Origin of the sequence: Niallia sp. Man26, assembly GCF_022049065.2 — a bacterium.
Lineage (GTDB): Bacteria > Bacillota > Bacilli > Bacillales > Cytobacillaceae > Niallia.
Window position 1 is genome coordinate 3801087 of the sequence record NZ_CP095743.1, and the last position, 16416, is coordinate 3817502.

Sequence of the window (16416 nt, forward strand, 5' to 3'; positions counted from 1 at the left end):
CTTAATTACTATCATTGTTTGCTGTTGAGCTAAAAAAATACATAAACTAGTTAATTTGGCTATTGAATCATTTTGATACTTTTTTATAAAATAGTCATAATAAAGCGTTTTCATCATTAAAATTGTGTATATGGTTTTAAACAGCATTTCCGAGTAAGTCCAAGACTTGAGAGGAAGGATGATTTATCCTATGAAAATGGAAGCGTTTCCACCTGTTGAAGGCAATTATAATCTTGAAAACTATGATGTGATGTATGAACAATTTCAATGGCAACAAGCAGAAGAGCATTTTTCATGGCATACAACAGGAAAAGTCAACTTGGCTTATGAAGCGGTCGACCGACACGCAGAAGGTTCAAAAAAGGATAAACCAGCCCTTTGCTACCTCAGCAGCACACGAAATGAGACATACACATTTGGCGACTTAAAGCAGCTGACCAATAAGGCTGGCAATGTTTTAAGAGATAAAGCAAATGTAAAAAAGGGTGACCGTGTTTTCATCTTTATGCCCCGCTCACCAGAGCTTTATTTCGCCTTATTAGGAGCAATTAAAATCGGTGCAATTGTCGGCCCTTTATTTGAGGCATTCATGGAAGATGCAGTTAAAGACCGCCTTTATGACAGCTCTGCGAAAGTCCTCATCACAACCCCAGAGTTAATTGAAAGGGTGCCTGTCAAAGACCTTCCTGCCTTAGAAACGATTTTTCTCGTTGGAGAAAATTTGGAGGAGCAGAATAATTATCTTGATTACCAAAAGTATTTCCAGGAAGCATCAGATCAACTTGATATTGAGTGGGTGGACCGCGAGGATGGCTTAATACTTCACTACACTTCTGGTTCGACAGGTAAACCTAAAGGTATATTGCATGTCCATAATGCAATGATTCAGCACTATCAGACAGCAAAATGGGTGTTAGATTTACAGGAGGATGATATTTACTGGTGCACAGCTGACCCGGGCTGGGTAACAGGTACATCATATGGTATTTTTGGTCCTTGGCTAACTGGGACAACAAATATTGTGGTTGGCGGCCGCTTCAGTCCTGAGGGCTGGTATAAAACCATTGAAACTTTTGGTGTAACAGTTTGGTACAGTGCACCTACTTCCTTTCGCATGCTGATGGCTGCAGGTGAACCTAGCCATGATCTTTCCTCCTTAAGGCATGTCTTAAGCGTGGGAGAACCATTAAATCCAGAAGTAATCCGCTGGGGGGCAACAGCCTTCAAGCAAAGAATTCATGATACTTGGTGGATGACGGAAACTGGAGCACAGCTTATATGTAATTACCCATGCCTAGAAATAAAGCTAGGGTCAATGGGGAAGCCGCTTCCTGGCATAGAAGCAGCTATTCTTGATGATGAAGGCAACATCCTCCCTCCAAATCAGATGGGCAACTTGGCAATAAAAAAGGGATGGCCTTCCCTTATGCACACAGTTTGGAACAACCAGGAAAAGTACGACAGCTATTTCCCTGTCTCCGATTGGTATATCTCAGGCGACAGTGCTTACGTAGATGAAGATGGCTACTACTGGTTCCAAGGTCGTGTGGATGATGTCATCATGACTGCTGGAGAAAGGGTCGGGCCATTTGAAGTTGAAAGCAAGCTGATTGAATATCCTGCTGTCGCTGAAGCGGGTGTTATCGGTAAGCCTGACCCTATTAGAGGAGAAATCATTAAAGCCTTTGTTGCCCTTACCGATGGATATACAGAGTCAGATCAGCTAAAAGAGGAAATACGGCAGTTTGTAAAAACCGGTTTAGCAGCACATGCAGCACCAAGAGAGATTGAATTTTGCCAAAAGATTCCTAAAACAAGAAGCGGTAAAATAATGCGCCGCGTCTTGAAAGCTTGGGAGCTTGGTTTGCCTACTGGTGATTTATCAACATTGGATGATTAATAAAAAGCACCCCAATTGTCTGCAATTGGGGTGCGATTTTTGATTCTTAGGCTTCTTTTAATGTGCGCTTCAAGAATTCCTTTGTGCGCTCTTGAGTTGGGTTCAGGAAGATTTGCTCAGGAGTTCCCTGCTCTGCAATAACCCCTTTGTCCATAAATACGATACGGTCAGATACCTCTCTTGCAAACTCCATCTCATGTGTTACGATCAGCATTGTAAGTCCTGACTCAGCAAGCTCCTTCATTACTTTCAATACTTCTCCAACCATTTCTGGGTCAAGCGCTGAAGTAGGTTCATCAAAAAGCAAAACATCTGGCTCCATTGACAACGCTCTAGCAATAGCAACACGCTGTTTCTGTCCGCCTGACAGCTGTTTTGGTTTGGCATTTATATAGCGATCCATACCAACGACCTTCAAATACTTCATCGCTATCTTCTCTGCTTCCGCCTTTGAACGCTTCAACACCTTGATTTGACCTACCACACAATTGCTTAAAACATTATGGTTATTAAAGAGATTGAATTGCTGGAACACCATTCCTAATCTTCTTCGATAAGCAAATATATCATGTTTATCATCAAGGATATTCTCTCCATTAAAGATGATTTGACCACCGCTTGGCTTTTCTAAAATGTTGATACAGCGAAGAAGGGTCGATTTTCCGGAACCTGAAGAGCCAATAATGCTGACAACTTCTCCTTTGTTTACTGAGAAGTCAATGTCCTTTAACACTTCATGGCTGCCAAAGGCTTTGCTTAAATGCTGAATATCTATGACTTTTTCCATTGTCTCTCCTCCTTCTTTATTGCTTCATTCCTGGCTGTGCATCCAATTCCTCGCCAAGCATTTTGTAGTTATCTGGTCCTTCTAATTTTCTTTCGAAGTAAAGCAATATTCTCGTAACAATAAATGTCATCACAAAGTAGATGATACATGCTACAAAGAATGATTCAAAATATCTAAAGTTATTGCCTGCAACAGATTTTGTCATGAAAAACAGTTCGGAAACGGAAATAACGTTTAGTACAGACGTATCTTTAATATTAATGACGAACTGGTTACCTGTTGCCGGCAGGATGTTGCGGACTACTTGCGGCAAGACAACATTCATCATTGTTTGGAAATGATTCATGCCGACTGCTTGAGCTGCCTCAAACTGTCCCTTCTCAACAGACACGATTCCACCGCGGACGATTTCTGCCATATATGCTCCCGTATTAATGGATACAACAATTACCGCTGCAAACATTACATTCATATCGATGTTGAAAGCTAATGCAGAACCATAGTAAATGACCATTGCTTGTACAATCATAGGCGTTCCGCGGAAAATCTCAATATATATAGAAAGTATGATATTAATAACTTTTAGAATAAATTTTTTAAAGCCGCGCTCCGGCACAGGTATTGTGCGGACAATTCCAGCGACTAAACCGATAACTGCCCCAATAATTGTACCTATTAATGCGATGTAAAGCGTCATGCCTGCACCGCGAAGAAACATCGGCCAGTTTTCGGAAATAATTTTTACTATCCATTCAAAACTCATCGTTTTCCTCCATTATTCATCATAAAACCGACTGCACAAAAAGACAGCCGGTCTTATGTTATCATTATTTTGCTGCAGGTTGGTTTACAATTGCATCATCCATGATTTTCGTACGGTCTTCTTCTGAGATGCCTTTTAATATTTCATTGATTTTATCTTTAAGACCACTGTCTTTTTTAAGCCCTACAGCAATGGCTGTATCATCTTCTGATGTTTCAAAGCCATCTTTAAATTCAACCATTGCAAAGTTATCATTTGCATTGGAAGCACTAACTGCCTCTGGACGCTCTGATACATATCCATCAATTACACCTGACTCAAGAGCAACACGCATTGACGGGAAGTTATCCATTGCCGTCTGTTTAGAAACACCTTTAATTTGGTCAATAACAGAGTAATGGAAAGTATTCAGCTGTGCTGTCACTTTGGCGCCTTTAAAGTCTTGGATAGATGTTGCGCCATCATATTTACCACCTTTTTTAACAACCATCACCAAGTTGGACTTGTAATAGTTATCTGTAAAGTCAATTGTTTGTTTACGCTCTTCGGTAGGAGACATACCTGCAATAATTGCATCAATTTTACCTGAAGTAAGTGCTGGAACAAGTCCATCCCACTCCGTTTTGACAATTACTAGTTTTTTGCCTAAACCATCAGCGATTTTTTTCGCAACTTCTACATCATAGCCGCCCGCATATTCTGAAGTGCCGTCTATTTTGACTGCTCCGTTGGAATCATCGTTTTGTGTCCAGTTGAATGGTGCATAGCCTGCTTCTAGTCCTACTTTAAATGTATCTGCATCATCCCCGGATCCGGACCCATTGCTTGTCCCGCACCCAGCTAAGAGAATAATAGCTGAAAGCAACAATAAAAATAAAAATGGTGCTTTTTTCTTCATTTGTTTTCCCTCCACATGGTCTGTTAGGCGCCTAAACAAAAAGCGACCTGAGATACACTCAGGTCGCAATATTATAGTTGCCCTAAAGTCCTCTCTTTGTTTCCAATTGAGATAGCACAACTCAATAAACTGGGAGTTTATTGAGACAGTCCTGCAGCTATTAACTGCAGACCCAGCAAGCAATACCTGAGATCTATTGCTCACTTCGGCGATATTTCCTTCTCTTTAGCATCATTGCATTCTCAAGCTCCGCTTAAAGACTGTTAAATATCGCGCCTCTACCTCACTGAAAAAAAGTGAGGTCTAATTCATTCAGTTATATCTTTTAGGCTACATGATGCTGCTAAATCTGTCAACCTCGTTTTCCCGTGAATATATTGGAAATTCTGTGACAGAACGCGTTTTCTGCCTTTTTTACTATTTCCATTTCTGTTTGATTTATACATCTAAAGACCTACTTTATACACCAGAGCCAATCGAAGAAACAACCGAAAAGACAATTGCCCTTATAGCTGCAATCTTTCGCTTCTGCTGTTGTCTGGCCAACTACATAAATCTTATTATTTAGATAGCCGCTAAGCACCAGTTCTACATCCCCTGATTCCCAGTCAAAATCCTCTCGATCAAATTTGAACTGGCCTTTTTCTGCCTGCAATATTAGGCCTTTGCTGTCTAATTTAGGAGCAATTCCATTCAGTCTAATCGATGATACATCAAACTTTAAGGATTGATATTTTTTCGGCAAAGTTGCCTTCACCGTAAAGGTACCTTTATTCCCTTTAATCACTTTTGGCAACACTTCAAGTGATATAGGGACATAAACTTTAATTGTCTCTTCCTTTACAGTTGTCAGCCCAGCACCGTTTGTCAAACTTACACTTATCTTATATTCGCCAGGCTCGTTAAGTTGAACGGCATCACCTTTTTTATACGTTTTCCCATTAATAACAGCAATTTCAGTCGTTATTCCTGATAGATCATCACTGGCATCATAATCCAGTACAAATTTTGTGCCAAGTTCATAAAGAGATTGTTTATGGATTGTAAGGTCTGGTGCTGACTTGTCTATCTTGACTTCTGCTGTTTGCACTTCTTCATTATTGCCAGCAGCATCGACAGAGTAATAGGAGATTTCATTTGTTCCTTCTTTCTCCACTGTAAAGGCTGTTCCCTCCGCATACTCTGAGCCGTTGATAGAGTAGTATGTTTTTACAACTCCACTCATTTCATCTTTTGCAGTTAATGTGACTGCTACCTCTCTATTTGCCCAACCATCTTTAATATTGGCTTCAGTGGCTGGAGCTGACTTGTCTATCTTTACTTGTGCTGTTTTTACTTCCTCTTTATTGCCTGCAGCATCGACAGAGTAATAGGAGATTTCATTTGTTCCTTCTTTCTCCACTGTAAAGGCTGTTCCCTCCGCATACTCTGAGCCGTTGATAGAGTAGTATGTTTTTACAACTCCACTCATTTCATCTTTTGCAGTTAATGTGACTGCTACCTCTCTATTTGCCCAACCATCTTTAATATTGGCTTCAGTGGCTGGAGCTGACTTGTCTATCTTTACTTGTGCTGTTTTTACTTCCTCTTTATTGCCTGCAGCATCGACAGAGTAATAGGAGATTTCATTTGTTCCTTCTTTCTCCACTGTAAAGGCTGTTCCCTCCGCATACTCTGAGCCGTTGATAGAGTAGTATGTTTTTACAACTCCACTCATCTCATCTTTTGCAGTTAATGTGACTGCCACCTCTTTATTTGCCCAACCATCTTTAATATTGGCTTCAGTAGCTGGTGCTGACTTGTCTATCTTTACTTGTGCTGTTTTTACTTCCTCTTTATTGCCTGCAGTGTCGACAGAATAATAGGAGATTTCATTTGTTCCTTCTTTCTCCACTGTAAAGTCTGTTCCCTCCGCATACTCTGAGCCGTTGATAGAGTAGTATGTTTTTACAACTCCACTCATCTCATCTTTTGCAGTTAATGTGACTGCCACCTCTTTATTTGCCCAACCGTCTTTTATATTGGCTTCAGTAGCTGGTGCTGACTTATCTATTTTTACTTGTGCTGTTTTTACTTCTTCTTTATTGCCTGCAGCGTCGACAGAATAATAGGAGATTTCATTTGTTCCTTCTTTCTCTACCGAAAAGCTTGTTCCCTCAACATAATCAGAGCCATTGATTGAATAGTATGTTTTATCAACACCGCTCAATGAGTCTGAGCTTGTCAGCTGCACATCGACTATTTGTGCATATGCAGGCATTTCACTAATTGTAGTTACAGGTGACGTCTTATCCAGTTTAATATAGACAGTTTTCACTTCTTCCATATTTCCTGCTTTATCCAATGAATTAAAGCTAAGCTTATTAACGCCTTCTTGGTCGATATAGACTGATGTACCTGCCTGAATAATGCCCTCATTTAAGGAGTAATAAGTATTCGCTACTCCGGTTTCATCATCTTCAGCTTCTAAAAGGACAGAAAAATTTTCATTAATCCAATGAGCAGGTGCATTGCTCTTTGTCTCAGGTGCCTGTGTATCTACAATAAGCTTTGCGATAACCGTCTCTGAAGGTTTAGACTCTCCAAAGGAATTGCTGTATGAAGTGACATAATATTCATGATTAGCAAGAGTCAGGTTTTTCAGTTCGTACGATAAATTATTCAAGTTCTCAACAAGCAAAACTGGCTTGCCATTTATAATTTCGTAAATATTATAGCCATTAGCATATGTGACAAAGTCCCAAGTAATTCTCGCACTTGTCTCACTCAGCAATGTTAGTGATGCCTTTGGTGCTTCCATTACTGGATAGACAATTGTCTGAACGAACGATTCAGACGGTAAAGACTCACCGAAACGATTGCTGTATGCTGTCACTTCAAAAGTGTGCGTATCTTCTGAGAGATTATAAACTTTATACGTAAGCGCCGTTCCGCTGTATAAAAGCTTTCTTTCCCCCTCTATCACTTCATATACTTTATAGCTATTAGCCCAATCCGCTGCTTTCCATGAGAGAGTGATATTGTTTGCATTAAAGACACTGCCGCTGACCACTGGTACTTGCACAGTCGGCCATGTTAAATTGAACGTAAGCGTACTCTCCTCTGGTGAATCTCCAAAACGGTCGCTGTACGATTGCACAATAAATGTATAGTCATCTTCAGCCATATCTTTATATGTTACTGATGTTCCTGTTACTGTGCTTTGCAACACTTTCTCACCATCAATAACTTGGTAGATTTTATAATTTTTTGCATAGGCAGATGCATTCCATTTCAGAACAATGTCATTGCCGTTTGCGATTGTTTTCGTTAAATTTTCTGGAGCCTGCATAATCGGCCACACTACATTAAATGTAAGTGTGCTTCCTTCTGGTGATTCCCCGAAGCGGTCACTGTATGAATATACAACATACTCATAATCGCCCTCTGGCATGTCTGTGAAGGACGCAGATGTACCTGTTGTCTTTTTGACTAAGGTTTTCTCCCCTTCAGCTATTTGGTAAATCCGGTATTCTTTTGCATAAGTAACACTATTCCATCTTAAAGTAATATCATTTCCATTGCTGATCGTTTTTGTTAGATTCCCTGGTGCCTGCATAACCGGCCAAGTTAGGTTAAATTCCGCTGTACTTCCTTCTGCTGACTCTCCAAAACGATCGCTGAAGGAATGAATAATATATAGATACTCCCCTTCAGGCATATTGGAAAATACAGCACTTGTGCCTGTTACTGTGCGTACAAGCTCTTTCTCGCCATCTTTGTATTGATAAATATTATAGCCCTTTGCATAAGTAACAGCATTCCACTTCAATGTAATATCATTTCCGTTAGTAACAGTTTTCGTCACGTTTTGGGGCTGTGCCATTTCTGGATAGTTGAGTGTATCCTTTGCTTCTCCGCCAACAGGTGACTCTCCAAACAGGTTGGAGTAGGCTTTTATAACATAATGGAAATCCCCTTCTGATACATTAGTGAGGGTTACACTTGTGCCTGTTACTGTGCGTTCTAACGTCTCTTCTCCGTCCAATAATTTATAAATCTTATATCCATTTGCATATTGAACCGATTTCCATTTCAGAGTAAGATCATTTCCATTTGCAATAGTATAAGTGACATCCTCAGGAGCTGCGAGTACCTGTCCGCTAAGCGTCACCTCAAGTACTTTTCCTTCTTCTGATTCACCAAAACGAGATGAATAGGAATAAACTTCATACTTATATGTTCCTGGCTGAATATTAGAATAGGTTACACTTGTTCCGTTCACATTGCTCTTCAATACTTTCTCGCCATTTATGAGCTGATAGACTCGATAGCTAGAGGCATATTCTGCTTGATTCCAGCTGAGTGTGAAGGCAGAAGGATTTAATATTGTCTGCGCTAATTCTGATGGTGGCGCAAGCTTCGGATAAATAACCGGAATGCTGAGCACTGCTGCTTTTTCTGACTCACCAAAGCGGCTGTTGTAAGCATATACCTCAAACGAATTGTCCCCTTCAGGCAAATTCGTAATTGTTGCTGTTGTGTTGGAAACCGTTGCTTTTAATGTTCTCTTCCCATCAATGACCTGATAGACTTTATAGCTGGCTGCATTTTCAACCTGCTTCCAAGTCAGCACAGCGTCATTTCCATTTTTCAGTTCATAAGAAAGCTCCTCAGGTGCCGCAAGCTTCACTTCATCTAGCTGTATCGACACTAATGTTCCGTTTTCTGATTCACCAAATCTTGTACTGTTTGTATGGACCTCAAACTGATAGCTTCCCGCTGCTAGATTCGTATAGGTAACAGTTGTTCCTGTCACAGTGCTTTTTACTATTTTTTCTCCGTCTATGATTTGATAAATTTTATAATTAGTTGCATTCTCTGCTGCAGACCAATTTAAAACAATATCGTTCCCATTTTGGACTTTATAAGTTAGTCCTTCCGGAGGATTCACCGCTACTGTTTCTATGCTGAATGATAGTTTTGAGGCTGTTTCAGACTCACCAAATCTATCACTGTATGAATATATCTCGTATTCGTGACTGCCACCGGCAAGCTTTGATAATGTTGCTGTTGTGCCCTTTACCGTTGTCTTTAATATTTTTTCACCATCTACTATTTCATAGATTTTATAAGCATTAGCATATGGAACTGTATTCCAGCTAAAGACAACATCATTTGTATTTTGTATTTTATAGGCAGCATTTTCGGGACCTGTCATAACGATAGAACTCACTTCTACCTCTGCTTGACTGCCCTCAATCGATTCCCCAAATCGGTCACTGAATGCAAAAACTTTATAAATATAATTTCCCGCTGGCAAATTTGTAAAAGAAGCACTTGTACCAGCAACAGTCTTCAGCAGTTCAAGCTGACCGTCCTTTACTTCATAAATTTTATAACTTGTTGCATAATCTGATGCTTGCCATTTTAGGTTAACATCTGTTCCATTTGTGATAGTAAATGTCAGATTTTCTGGTTCCTTTAACACAGGATGAACCAACTCAACACTCACCGGCTCACTTTCTGGAGATTCTCCATAAAGGGAATTATAAGCTGACACAGAGTAAGAGTATGCTCCTTCTTCTGCCTTTTCAATTGTATATGACCTTGCTGTCGTTGATGTCAGCAAAGATTTCTGTCCAGATTTTGTTATATAAATATTATACTTTTCTGCATAAGTTGCTGCTTGCCAAGAAAGCACAATATCATTCCCATTTTTCACTGTTGACACAATGTTTGTCGGAGTCTGCATATCTGGATATATTATTTCTGTACTCACTGGTGCAGAAGGCCCTGACTCGCCATCATTCGTTACTGTGGCAACAACGTACCTGTATGCTCCCTCAGGAAGATCGTTTACGCTGTAATTTACTGATGAAGTCGTGCCAAGCAATGTTAACTGACCGTCCTTAATTTCATAAACTTTATATCCAGTTGCACCGTATACTGCACTCCATGTCAATTTCCCATCATCTGGTGAAGATGATTGATAAGCAAGATTGCTCGGAGGCAAGATGGTTTCATTTGCGGCTGCCTTTATTGCTCCAACTGGAAAAGCCAACTGGTATACAAGGAGCGTTAACAATAAAAAAGACTTTAAAAATATAGATTTTCCCCTCATCCGATATTCCTACCCTTCTTGTAAAAAAGGACAATAAAAAAAGACCCGCAGAAGGTCCATAGAAAAATGCCAACTATGACTTCTTGTGGTAACCGGCTGCCATCATATCACTTTTGAACAAATGATATGTATTAGGCCCATAGCTTTGCGTCTCACAGTTTCCCATGATTTGCCCTTTTCACTTTTAATTTTTTATTACTAAAATGTTAAAAAAGTTTGTTAACCAGTACTTTTTTACCACCTCTTCACCTAAATAGTATAATAGGACTATTAAATAATACAAGAAAATTTTTCAGCAGATTAAAAGAAATAAAAAGCCTGGAACTATAAAGTCCCAAGCCAGCGGTTATTGCATAATAAATTCTTCCATATATTTCTTCAGTTTATTAGATGTAGCCGTCAAATTCTCGATTTCTGACATAAATTCTGTAACAAGAGCTGCTTCCTCATGAGAGGATTTCGCTATATCAGTAAAGTCATCCTGCATTTGCTCAATTGATTCTTTGATCTTGTTTAATGTCTCTTCAATGTTGACAGTTGCATTTTTTGAATCGATAGCAAGACGTCTCACTTCTGTTGCTACAACACCAAACCCTGCACCAGCGCTGCCTACTCTTGCAGCCTCAATTGCTGCATTAAGTCCAAGTAGATTTGTCTGTTCACTGATTCCTTTAATCATTCCAGTAACACCAGTAATTTGTGTGGACTGCTCTACTGTTTCCTTTGTATTCTCGGAGATTTGTTCAGCTGTTGCTGATAATTCTTCTGAATGAGCAGCAATCTGCTGAACTTTCCCTAATAAGGAATCAGCAATAGTATCCATGTCCGTGACTATTTGCTTAAACATTTCTTGCTTCTTCGTGCTGATTGCGGCATTTACCGCTGCGACAACTGTACCATTATCATCTTTAATTGGAAAAGAAATGCTGTCAAAAGGAATACCAAACTCAGCTTCTGGTACTTTCACTATTGTAGTACCTGACTTGTTCACCATTGCATAATTTAAATATGACGGTGGCAAGGAATCCCCTGGTTTGTGATGAAAGTTTAAATCAGAACTCGGAGAGTAGTATAAGTATTTTTCATGATCAAAAACAGTAATCATTACTTCTTCTTTCATAATAATTTTCCAGTATGGTATAGAAGCTATAAATGCCTGTACGTTATCCAATTATATAAAACCCCTTTATTTAAACAAATTCTATGTATTATATCGGTAAATTTACCCAATAATAAAGCAGATTTGTTTATTTATAAAAAGTTTTTATGCATAATTAACTATGAAAGGGGATTTTTACATATGACAAATTACACAGATAAAGCAGTAATAATTACAGGCGGAGGCAGCGGCATCGGCCGTGAAACAGCACTTCTACTTGCTGCAAAAGGAGCTCGTATCGCCGTAGTCGACATCTCAGAGCAAGGCGGTAACGAGACTGTAGACCTTGTTAAAAATTTAGGTGCAGAAGCAATCTTCATTAAAGCAAATGTTGGAGCACGTGAGGATGTAAAAAACTATGTTGATAAAACAGTAGAGGCATTCGGCACAATTGATATGTTCTTTAACAATGCTGGAATTGAAGGAACTGTTACACCTTTAGCAGATTATCCAGAGGATATGTTTGAGCGAGTTGTGGACATAAACTTAAAAGGTGCTTTTTACGGCATGAAATACGTTCTGCAAGTCATGCTTAAAAATGGCGGCGGTTCTATCGTTAATACTGCATCAAATGCAGGCCTAGTTGGCTCTCCAGGTGTTAGTCCATATGCAGCAACTAAGCATGGCGTTATCGGATTAACTAAAACAGCAACTGGCGAATATGCAGCACAAGGCATTCGTGTCAACGCAATTGCTCCTGGTCCAACAGCAACTGGCATGATGGAGCGCTTTACACAAGGATCTGAGGAAGCAAAAGCAGCTGTTGAATCCGGAATTCCTGCTGGAAGATACGGAACTGCTAAGGAAGTTGCTGCCCTAGTTGTATTCTTGCTAGGCGATGAAGCAAACATTATCAATGGGGCTGTTTATCCAATCGACGGCGGTTTAACTGCACTATAATGAATGAAAGGAAGGGTAGCTCCTTCCTTTTTTGGTGTGTAAAATATTTTTAAATTTATTCTGAAAATTCAGTTGACAAATACCCCTTTTCCATTTAAATTAATATACAAGATTAGCAAACAGTTAATCTATTTAAAGTGAATAGCAAAAAATCTTATCTAGAGAGGTGGAGGGACTGGCCCTTTGAAGCCTCAGCAACAGGTTACTTTAACACTGTGCTAATTCCAGAAAGCAATGCTTGAAGATAAGGAGAGACATGAGTTCATTCAAACCCTCTTCTTATGATAAGAAGAGGGTTTTTTACTAGCTAATTTTTATTATGCAGTTTCCTTATCTGATAGAGTTCAACCGTTATAAAAAATACGAATCATAAAAGAAAGAGGGTAATTATATGTCAAATAAAGCAATCCCATTCCGTGCAGATCATGTTGGTAGCTTACTTCGTCCGGAAACACTTCTTCAAGCAAGAGCAGATTTCCAGGATGGCAAAATTACAGCTGAAGCATTGTATGAAATTGAAACAAACGAAATTAAACGAATTGTTGATAAGCAAATTGAAGCTGGACTAGACGTTGTTACAGATGGTGAATTCCGACGCAGGTTCTGGCATACAGACTTCCTAGAGCAGCTTAATGGAGTTGAAGGCTTTATTCCTGATAAAGGATATCCTTTCAGCAGAGGGGAAACGGAGCGTTATACTATTCGTAACAAAGGGAAAATCTCCTTCAATCCAGATCATACTCAAATTAAGGATTTCGTTCTTTTCAATGAGATTGTTGGCGGACGTGCGGTGGCAAAACAAACTATTCCTAGTCCGAACCAGCTTTTTAACATTGGTATCCGCGATCAGGAAACTTATCCTACTATTGAGGAATTTGCAAAGGATGTTATTCAGACGTATAAAGATGCCATTCAAGCCTTCTATAATGCAGGTGTCCGCTATCTTCAGCTTGATGATGTCTACATAGCAGGACTTTCTTCCCCAGATATTCCTTTCAATGATGGTGAATATTCACGGGAAACGCTTATTGAACTTGCTCTTCATGTTATCAATGAGGTATTAGAAGGAAAACCTGAGGATTTAGCTGTAACTACTCATTTATGCCGCGGAAACTATCGCTCTGACCATGCTTTTGCGGGCAGCTATGATATTATTGCCCCAACCTTGCTTGCTAAGGAAAAGGTTGACGGCTTCTTCTTGGAGTATGATGATGAGCGTTCTGGAACATTCCAGCCTTTAAGCCATATCCCTAAAGAAGGCCCGAAAGTCGTGCTAGGGCTTGTTACTTCAAAAACAGGAGAGCTAGAGGACAAAAAGGCCATTAAAGCCCGCATTAAAGAAGCATCGCAATATATCCCGCATGATCAGCTGTGCTTGAGCCCGCAATGTGGATTTGCATCAACTCATCACGGTAATGAGCTGACAGAAGAACAGCAATGGGAAAAGCTGAAGTTTATCGCTCAAATCGCTAAGGAAGTTTGGGAAGATAAAGAAGAGAATTTAACTGCTGCTGCAAATGCAGACAGAGCATAAAAATATATATAATAAAAAAACAGGTCTCTGTTTTAGAGACCTGTTTTTATCTAACTTATGCTGTTTTTTTGAAAGTAGCATAATACTTATCTTTTTGTTTTGAATCAAAACGACCTTCCCATTTGGACATGACAACCGCTGCTAAAGAGTTACCTACTACGTTTACAACAGTGCGGGCCATATCAAGAAGTCTGTCAATACCTGCAATAAATGCTAAACCTTCTAATGGAATGCCGACAGTCCCTAACGTTGCCAGCAAGACAACAAAGGAAACGCCTGGTACACCAGCAATACCTTTTGATGTGACCATCAAAACGAGCACTAATGTAATTTGCTCTGTTATGCTCAATTCAATCCCGTACATTTGGGCAATGAACAAGGCAGCCAATGCTTGGTATAAAGTAGATCCATCCAGATTAAAGGAATAGCCTGTCGGTACTACAAATGATACAATATCTTTTGGACATCCGAATTTTTCCATCTTCTCAATAACCTTTGGCAAAACACTTTCTGAGCTTGATGTTGAATAAGCCAGAAGCATTTCATCCTTTAATACTTTCATAAGATGGAAAATGTTAATACCAACTAATTTTGCGATTCCGCCCAGTACAACGATGATGAAGAATATCATTGTCGCATATACTAAAATCATTAATTTTCCAAGCGGGAGCAGTGATTCAACACCGAACTTGGATACAGTAACACCAATTAATGCAAATACTCCAAATGGAGCAAATTTCATGATAAAGTTTGTTACCCAGAACATCGCATCTGCTACACCTTCGAAGAAGGCAAGCACAGGTTTACCTTTATCTCCGATTGCAGCAACACCTAAGCCGAATACAACGGAGAAGAAAATAACCGCAAGCATATCAGCTTCTGCCATCGCTTGGAAAATATTACTTGGAACAATGCTGACAAGGATATCCAGCATACCATGGCTTTGCACTTCCTCCGTCGTCTCCACATACTGGTCGATATTTCCTTTTGAAAGGGAAGACATATCAATACCATTACCTGGTTGGAAGATATTTGCAGCAAGCAAACCTACGATAATAGCAATTGTTGTAACAACCTCAAAGTAAATTAAGGATTTTCCGCCAAGCTTACCTAGTTTTTTGAGATCACCAGTGCCGGCAACTCCTATTACTAATGTAGAGATAATGATAGGTACAACAATCATTTTGATCATGTTAAGGAAGACAGTTCCGATTGGCTGTAAATATTTCTCTACACCAGGATTTCCGTAAAAAACTGCCCCAACAATGATCCCCAGCACCAGACCAACAAGAATCTGGTAGGCTAAAGTAAATTTAAACTTTTTCTTCATTAATTTTCACCTCTTTTGTGTTAACCTTAACGAAAACAGTCAGGATACTACACATTATAAAGGCTACTTATAAAATCCGACAAAATCCTAAATTAATCGTAAATTTAATCTATCTAAATTTTTAAAATTATTAAATATTCTAGTGAGTTTTATTATATTTTTCCAAAGTTTCTAAGTACAGCACTTGAAGGAATTTCTTTATGTTAACCTTCACTTTTGCTGAATCGCCTTTTCCTTCTTGAATATGAATCATATGATTTCGTATTTCCTGAAAATCAAAATAGCGGGGAGCATAATACTCAAACTCTGGATTCGTATAATCAATGGCGCCAAGTGATGCCAAATTATTAATAGCCGTTAAAATGGTTCTGCGGATACGCTGCTCAATCGCCTTTGTTTCTTTCTTAACCTCAATGCCGGCTGCATTTCTAGCAGCAATCTTTTCATATAATTCCTTTAAAGGCGGCAGCTGCGGTGAATGTCCTCTTTCATTTACCAAATATTCAATGATAGAAACGATATCATCACTGCCTGCTTCTCCAATAATGCCCATATAGTTCAAAATAGATAAAACGATTTGGTTAACGCTTTGCGGCTTTTGCAAGGATGTGTTCGCAAGGCCAATATTCGCTAAAGACTCCTGTATTGTTAGCAGAGATTCCTTTAGCTTGCACTGCTCAACTAATTTCTTCAATATACTTTGCACTTCAATTTTGTTGATTGGCTTATGTATGAAAAATTCTACTCCCTTTTTGTATGCCTCACCAACCATTTCTTTGTTTACAACTTGGGATATCATGACAAACTGTCCTTCAAAACCTTCTCTTTTAAGTTGATCTATTGTTTCTATTCCGTCCATTTCCGGCATCAGCAAGTCTATTAAAACAACATCTGGATGCATGGTCATAATAGCAGTCAAGCATTCCTTTCCATTATCAGCCTCACCGATTGCCACACCGAGATCTTCCTCTTCAATAATATTCTTTAGCATGGTTCTGCTCGCCTTGTCATCGTCAACAATATAATAACGCAGAAATATCAG

The 16416-nt window shown here is 39.3% G+C and carries 10 protein-coding genes and 3 riboswitches; of the genes, 3 read left to right on the forward strand and 7 right to left on the reverse strand.

Annotated elements, in window-relative coordinates; translation table 11 throughout:
• Window positions 1-190: 190 nt before the first annotated feature.
• Window positions 191-1900, forward strand: a complete 1710-nt coding sequence (gene acsA, locus L8T27_RS19015; RefSeq protein ID WP_237942128.1) for an acetate--CoA ligase — start codon at window positions 191-193, stop codon at window positions 1898-1900.
• 46 nt (window positions 1901-1946) lie between these two features.
• Here the strand turns inward: acsA and L8T27_RS19020 are convergent, their stop codons facing one another.
• From L8T27_RS19020 to L8T27_RS28760, 5 genes are all read right to left on the reverse strand, one after another.
• Window positions 1947-2687, reverse strand: a complete 741-nt coding sequence (locus tag L8T27_RS19020) for an amino acid ABC transporter ATP-binding protein (RefSeq protein ID WP_233316073.1) — start codon at window positions 2685-2687, stop codon at window positions 1947-1949.
• 16 nt (window positions 2688-2703) lie between these two features.
• Window positions 2704-3450: an amino acid ABC transporter permease gene (locus L8T27_RS19025; RefSeq protein WP_233316074.1), complete on the reverse strand. Its 747-nt coding sequence runs from the start codon at window positions 3448-3450 to the stop codon at window positions 2704-2706.
• A 64-nt stretch (window positions 3451-3514) separates the two neighbouring features.
• Complete coding sequence (locus tag L8T27_RS19030) at window positions 3515-4348, reverse strand: transporter substrate-binding domain-containing protein (RefSeq protein WP_237942129.1); 834 nt, start codon at window positions 4346-4348, stop codon at window positions 3515-3517.
• A 104-nt stretch (window positions 4349-4452) separates the two neighbouring features.
• A riboswitch (Lysine riboswitch) is annotated at window positions 4453-4637 on the reverse strand.
• 165 nt (window positions 4638-4802) lie between these two features.
• Complete coding sequence (locus L8T27_RS19035; RefSeq protein ID WP_248574464.1) at window positions 4803-10451, reverse strand: OmpL47-type beta-barrel domain-containing protein; 5649 nt, start codon at window positions 10449-10451, stop codon at window positions 4803-4805.
• A gap of 84 nt (window positions 10452-10535) precedes the next feature.
• Window positions 10536-10635: riboswitch (cyclic di-GMP riboswitch) on the reverse strand.
• A 162-nt stretch (window positions 10636-10797) separates the two neighbouring features.
• Window positions 10798-11622, reverse strand: a complete 825-nt coding sequence (locus L8T27_RS28760) for a methyl-accepting chemotaxis protein (RefSeq protein WP_282581410.1) — start codon at window positions 11620-11622, stop codon at window positions 10798-10800.
• 129 nt (window positions 11623-11751) lie between these two features.
• On the opposite strand from L8T27_RS28760, the gene L8T27_RS19045 reads away from it, so the two are divergent.
• Both L8T27_RS19045 and L8T27_RS19050 read left to right on the forward strand, forming a co-directional pair.
• Window positions 11752-12510, forward strand: coding sequence for an SDR family NAD(P)-dependent oxidoreductase (locus L8T27_RS19045; protein WP_233316077.1), 759 nt, complete (start codon window positions 11752-11754; stop codon window positions 12508-12510).
• Window positions 12511-12661: 151 nt separating this feature from the next.
• Window positions 12662-12761: riboswitch (SAM riboswitch) on the forward strand.
• Between the two features lie 140 nt (window positions 12762-12901).
• Complete coding sequence (locus L8T27_RS19050; RefSeq protein ID WP_237942133.1) at window positions 12902-14044, forward strand: 5-methyltetrahydropteroyltriglutamate--homocysteine S-methyltransferase; 1143 nt, start codon at window positions 12902-12904, stop codon at window positions 14042-14044.
• A gap of 55 nt (window positions 14045-14099) precedes the next feature.
• Here L8T27_RS19050 and L8T27_RS19055 read toward each other — a convergent pair whose 3' ends face one another.
• A complete protein-coding gene (locus L8T27_RS19055; RefSeq protein WP_233316080.1) occupies window positions 14100-15374 on the reverse strand; it encodes a cation:dicarboxylate symporter family transporter in 1275 nt (424 codons plus the stop codon).
• 139 nt (window positions 15375-15513) lie between these two features.
• Window positions 15514-16407 (reverse strand): response regulator, encoded by an 894-nt coding sequence (locus tag L8T27_RS19060; protein WP_233316163.1) that lies wholly within the window; start codon window positions 16405-16407, stop codon window positions 15514-15516.
• Window positions 16408-16416: the final 9 nt, after the last annotated feature.

Coding starts and splice junctions, on each gene's coding strand:
- L8T27_RS19020 (WP_233316073.1), bottom strand. CDS start 2,687: ATGGAAAAAGTCATAGATATTCAGCATTTAAGCAAAGCCTTTGGCAGC.
- L8T27_RS19025 (WP_233316074.1), bottom strand. CDS start 3,450: ATGAGTTTTGAATGGATAGTAAAAATTATTTCCGAAAACTGGCCGATG.
- L8T27_RS19035 (WP_248574464.1), bottom strand. CDS start 10,451: ATGAGGGGAAAATCTATATTTTTAAAGTCTTTTTTATTGTTAACGCTC.
- L8T27_RS19045 (WP_233316077.1), top strand. CDS start 11,752: ATGACAAATTACACAGATAAAGCAGTAATAATTACAGGCGGAGGCAGC.
- L8T27_RS19050 (WP_237942133.1), top strand. CDS start 12,902: ATGTCAAATAAAGCAATCCCATTCCGTGCAGATCATGTTGGTAGCTTA.
- L8T27_RS19055 (WP_233316080.1), bottom strand. CDS start 15,374: ATGAAGAAAAAGTTTAAATTTACTTTAGCCTACCAGATTCTTGTTGGT.
- acsA (WP_237942128.1), top strand. CDS start 191: ATGAAAATGGAAGCGTTTCCACCTGTTGAAGGCAATTATAATCTTGAA.
- L8T27_RS19030 (WP_237942129.1), bottom strand. CDS start 4,348: ATGAAGAAAAAAGCACCATTTTTATTTTTATTGTTGCTTTCAGCTATT.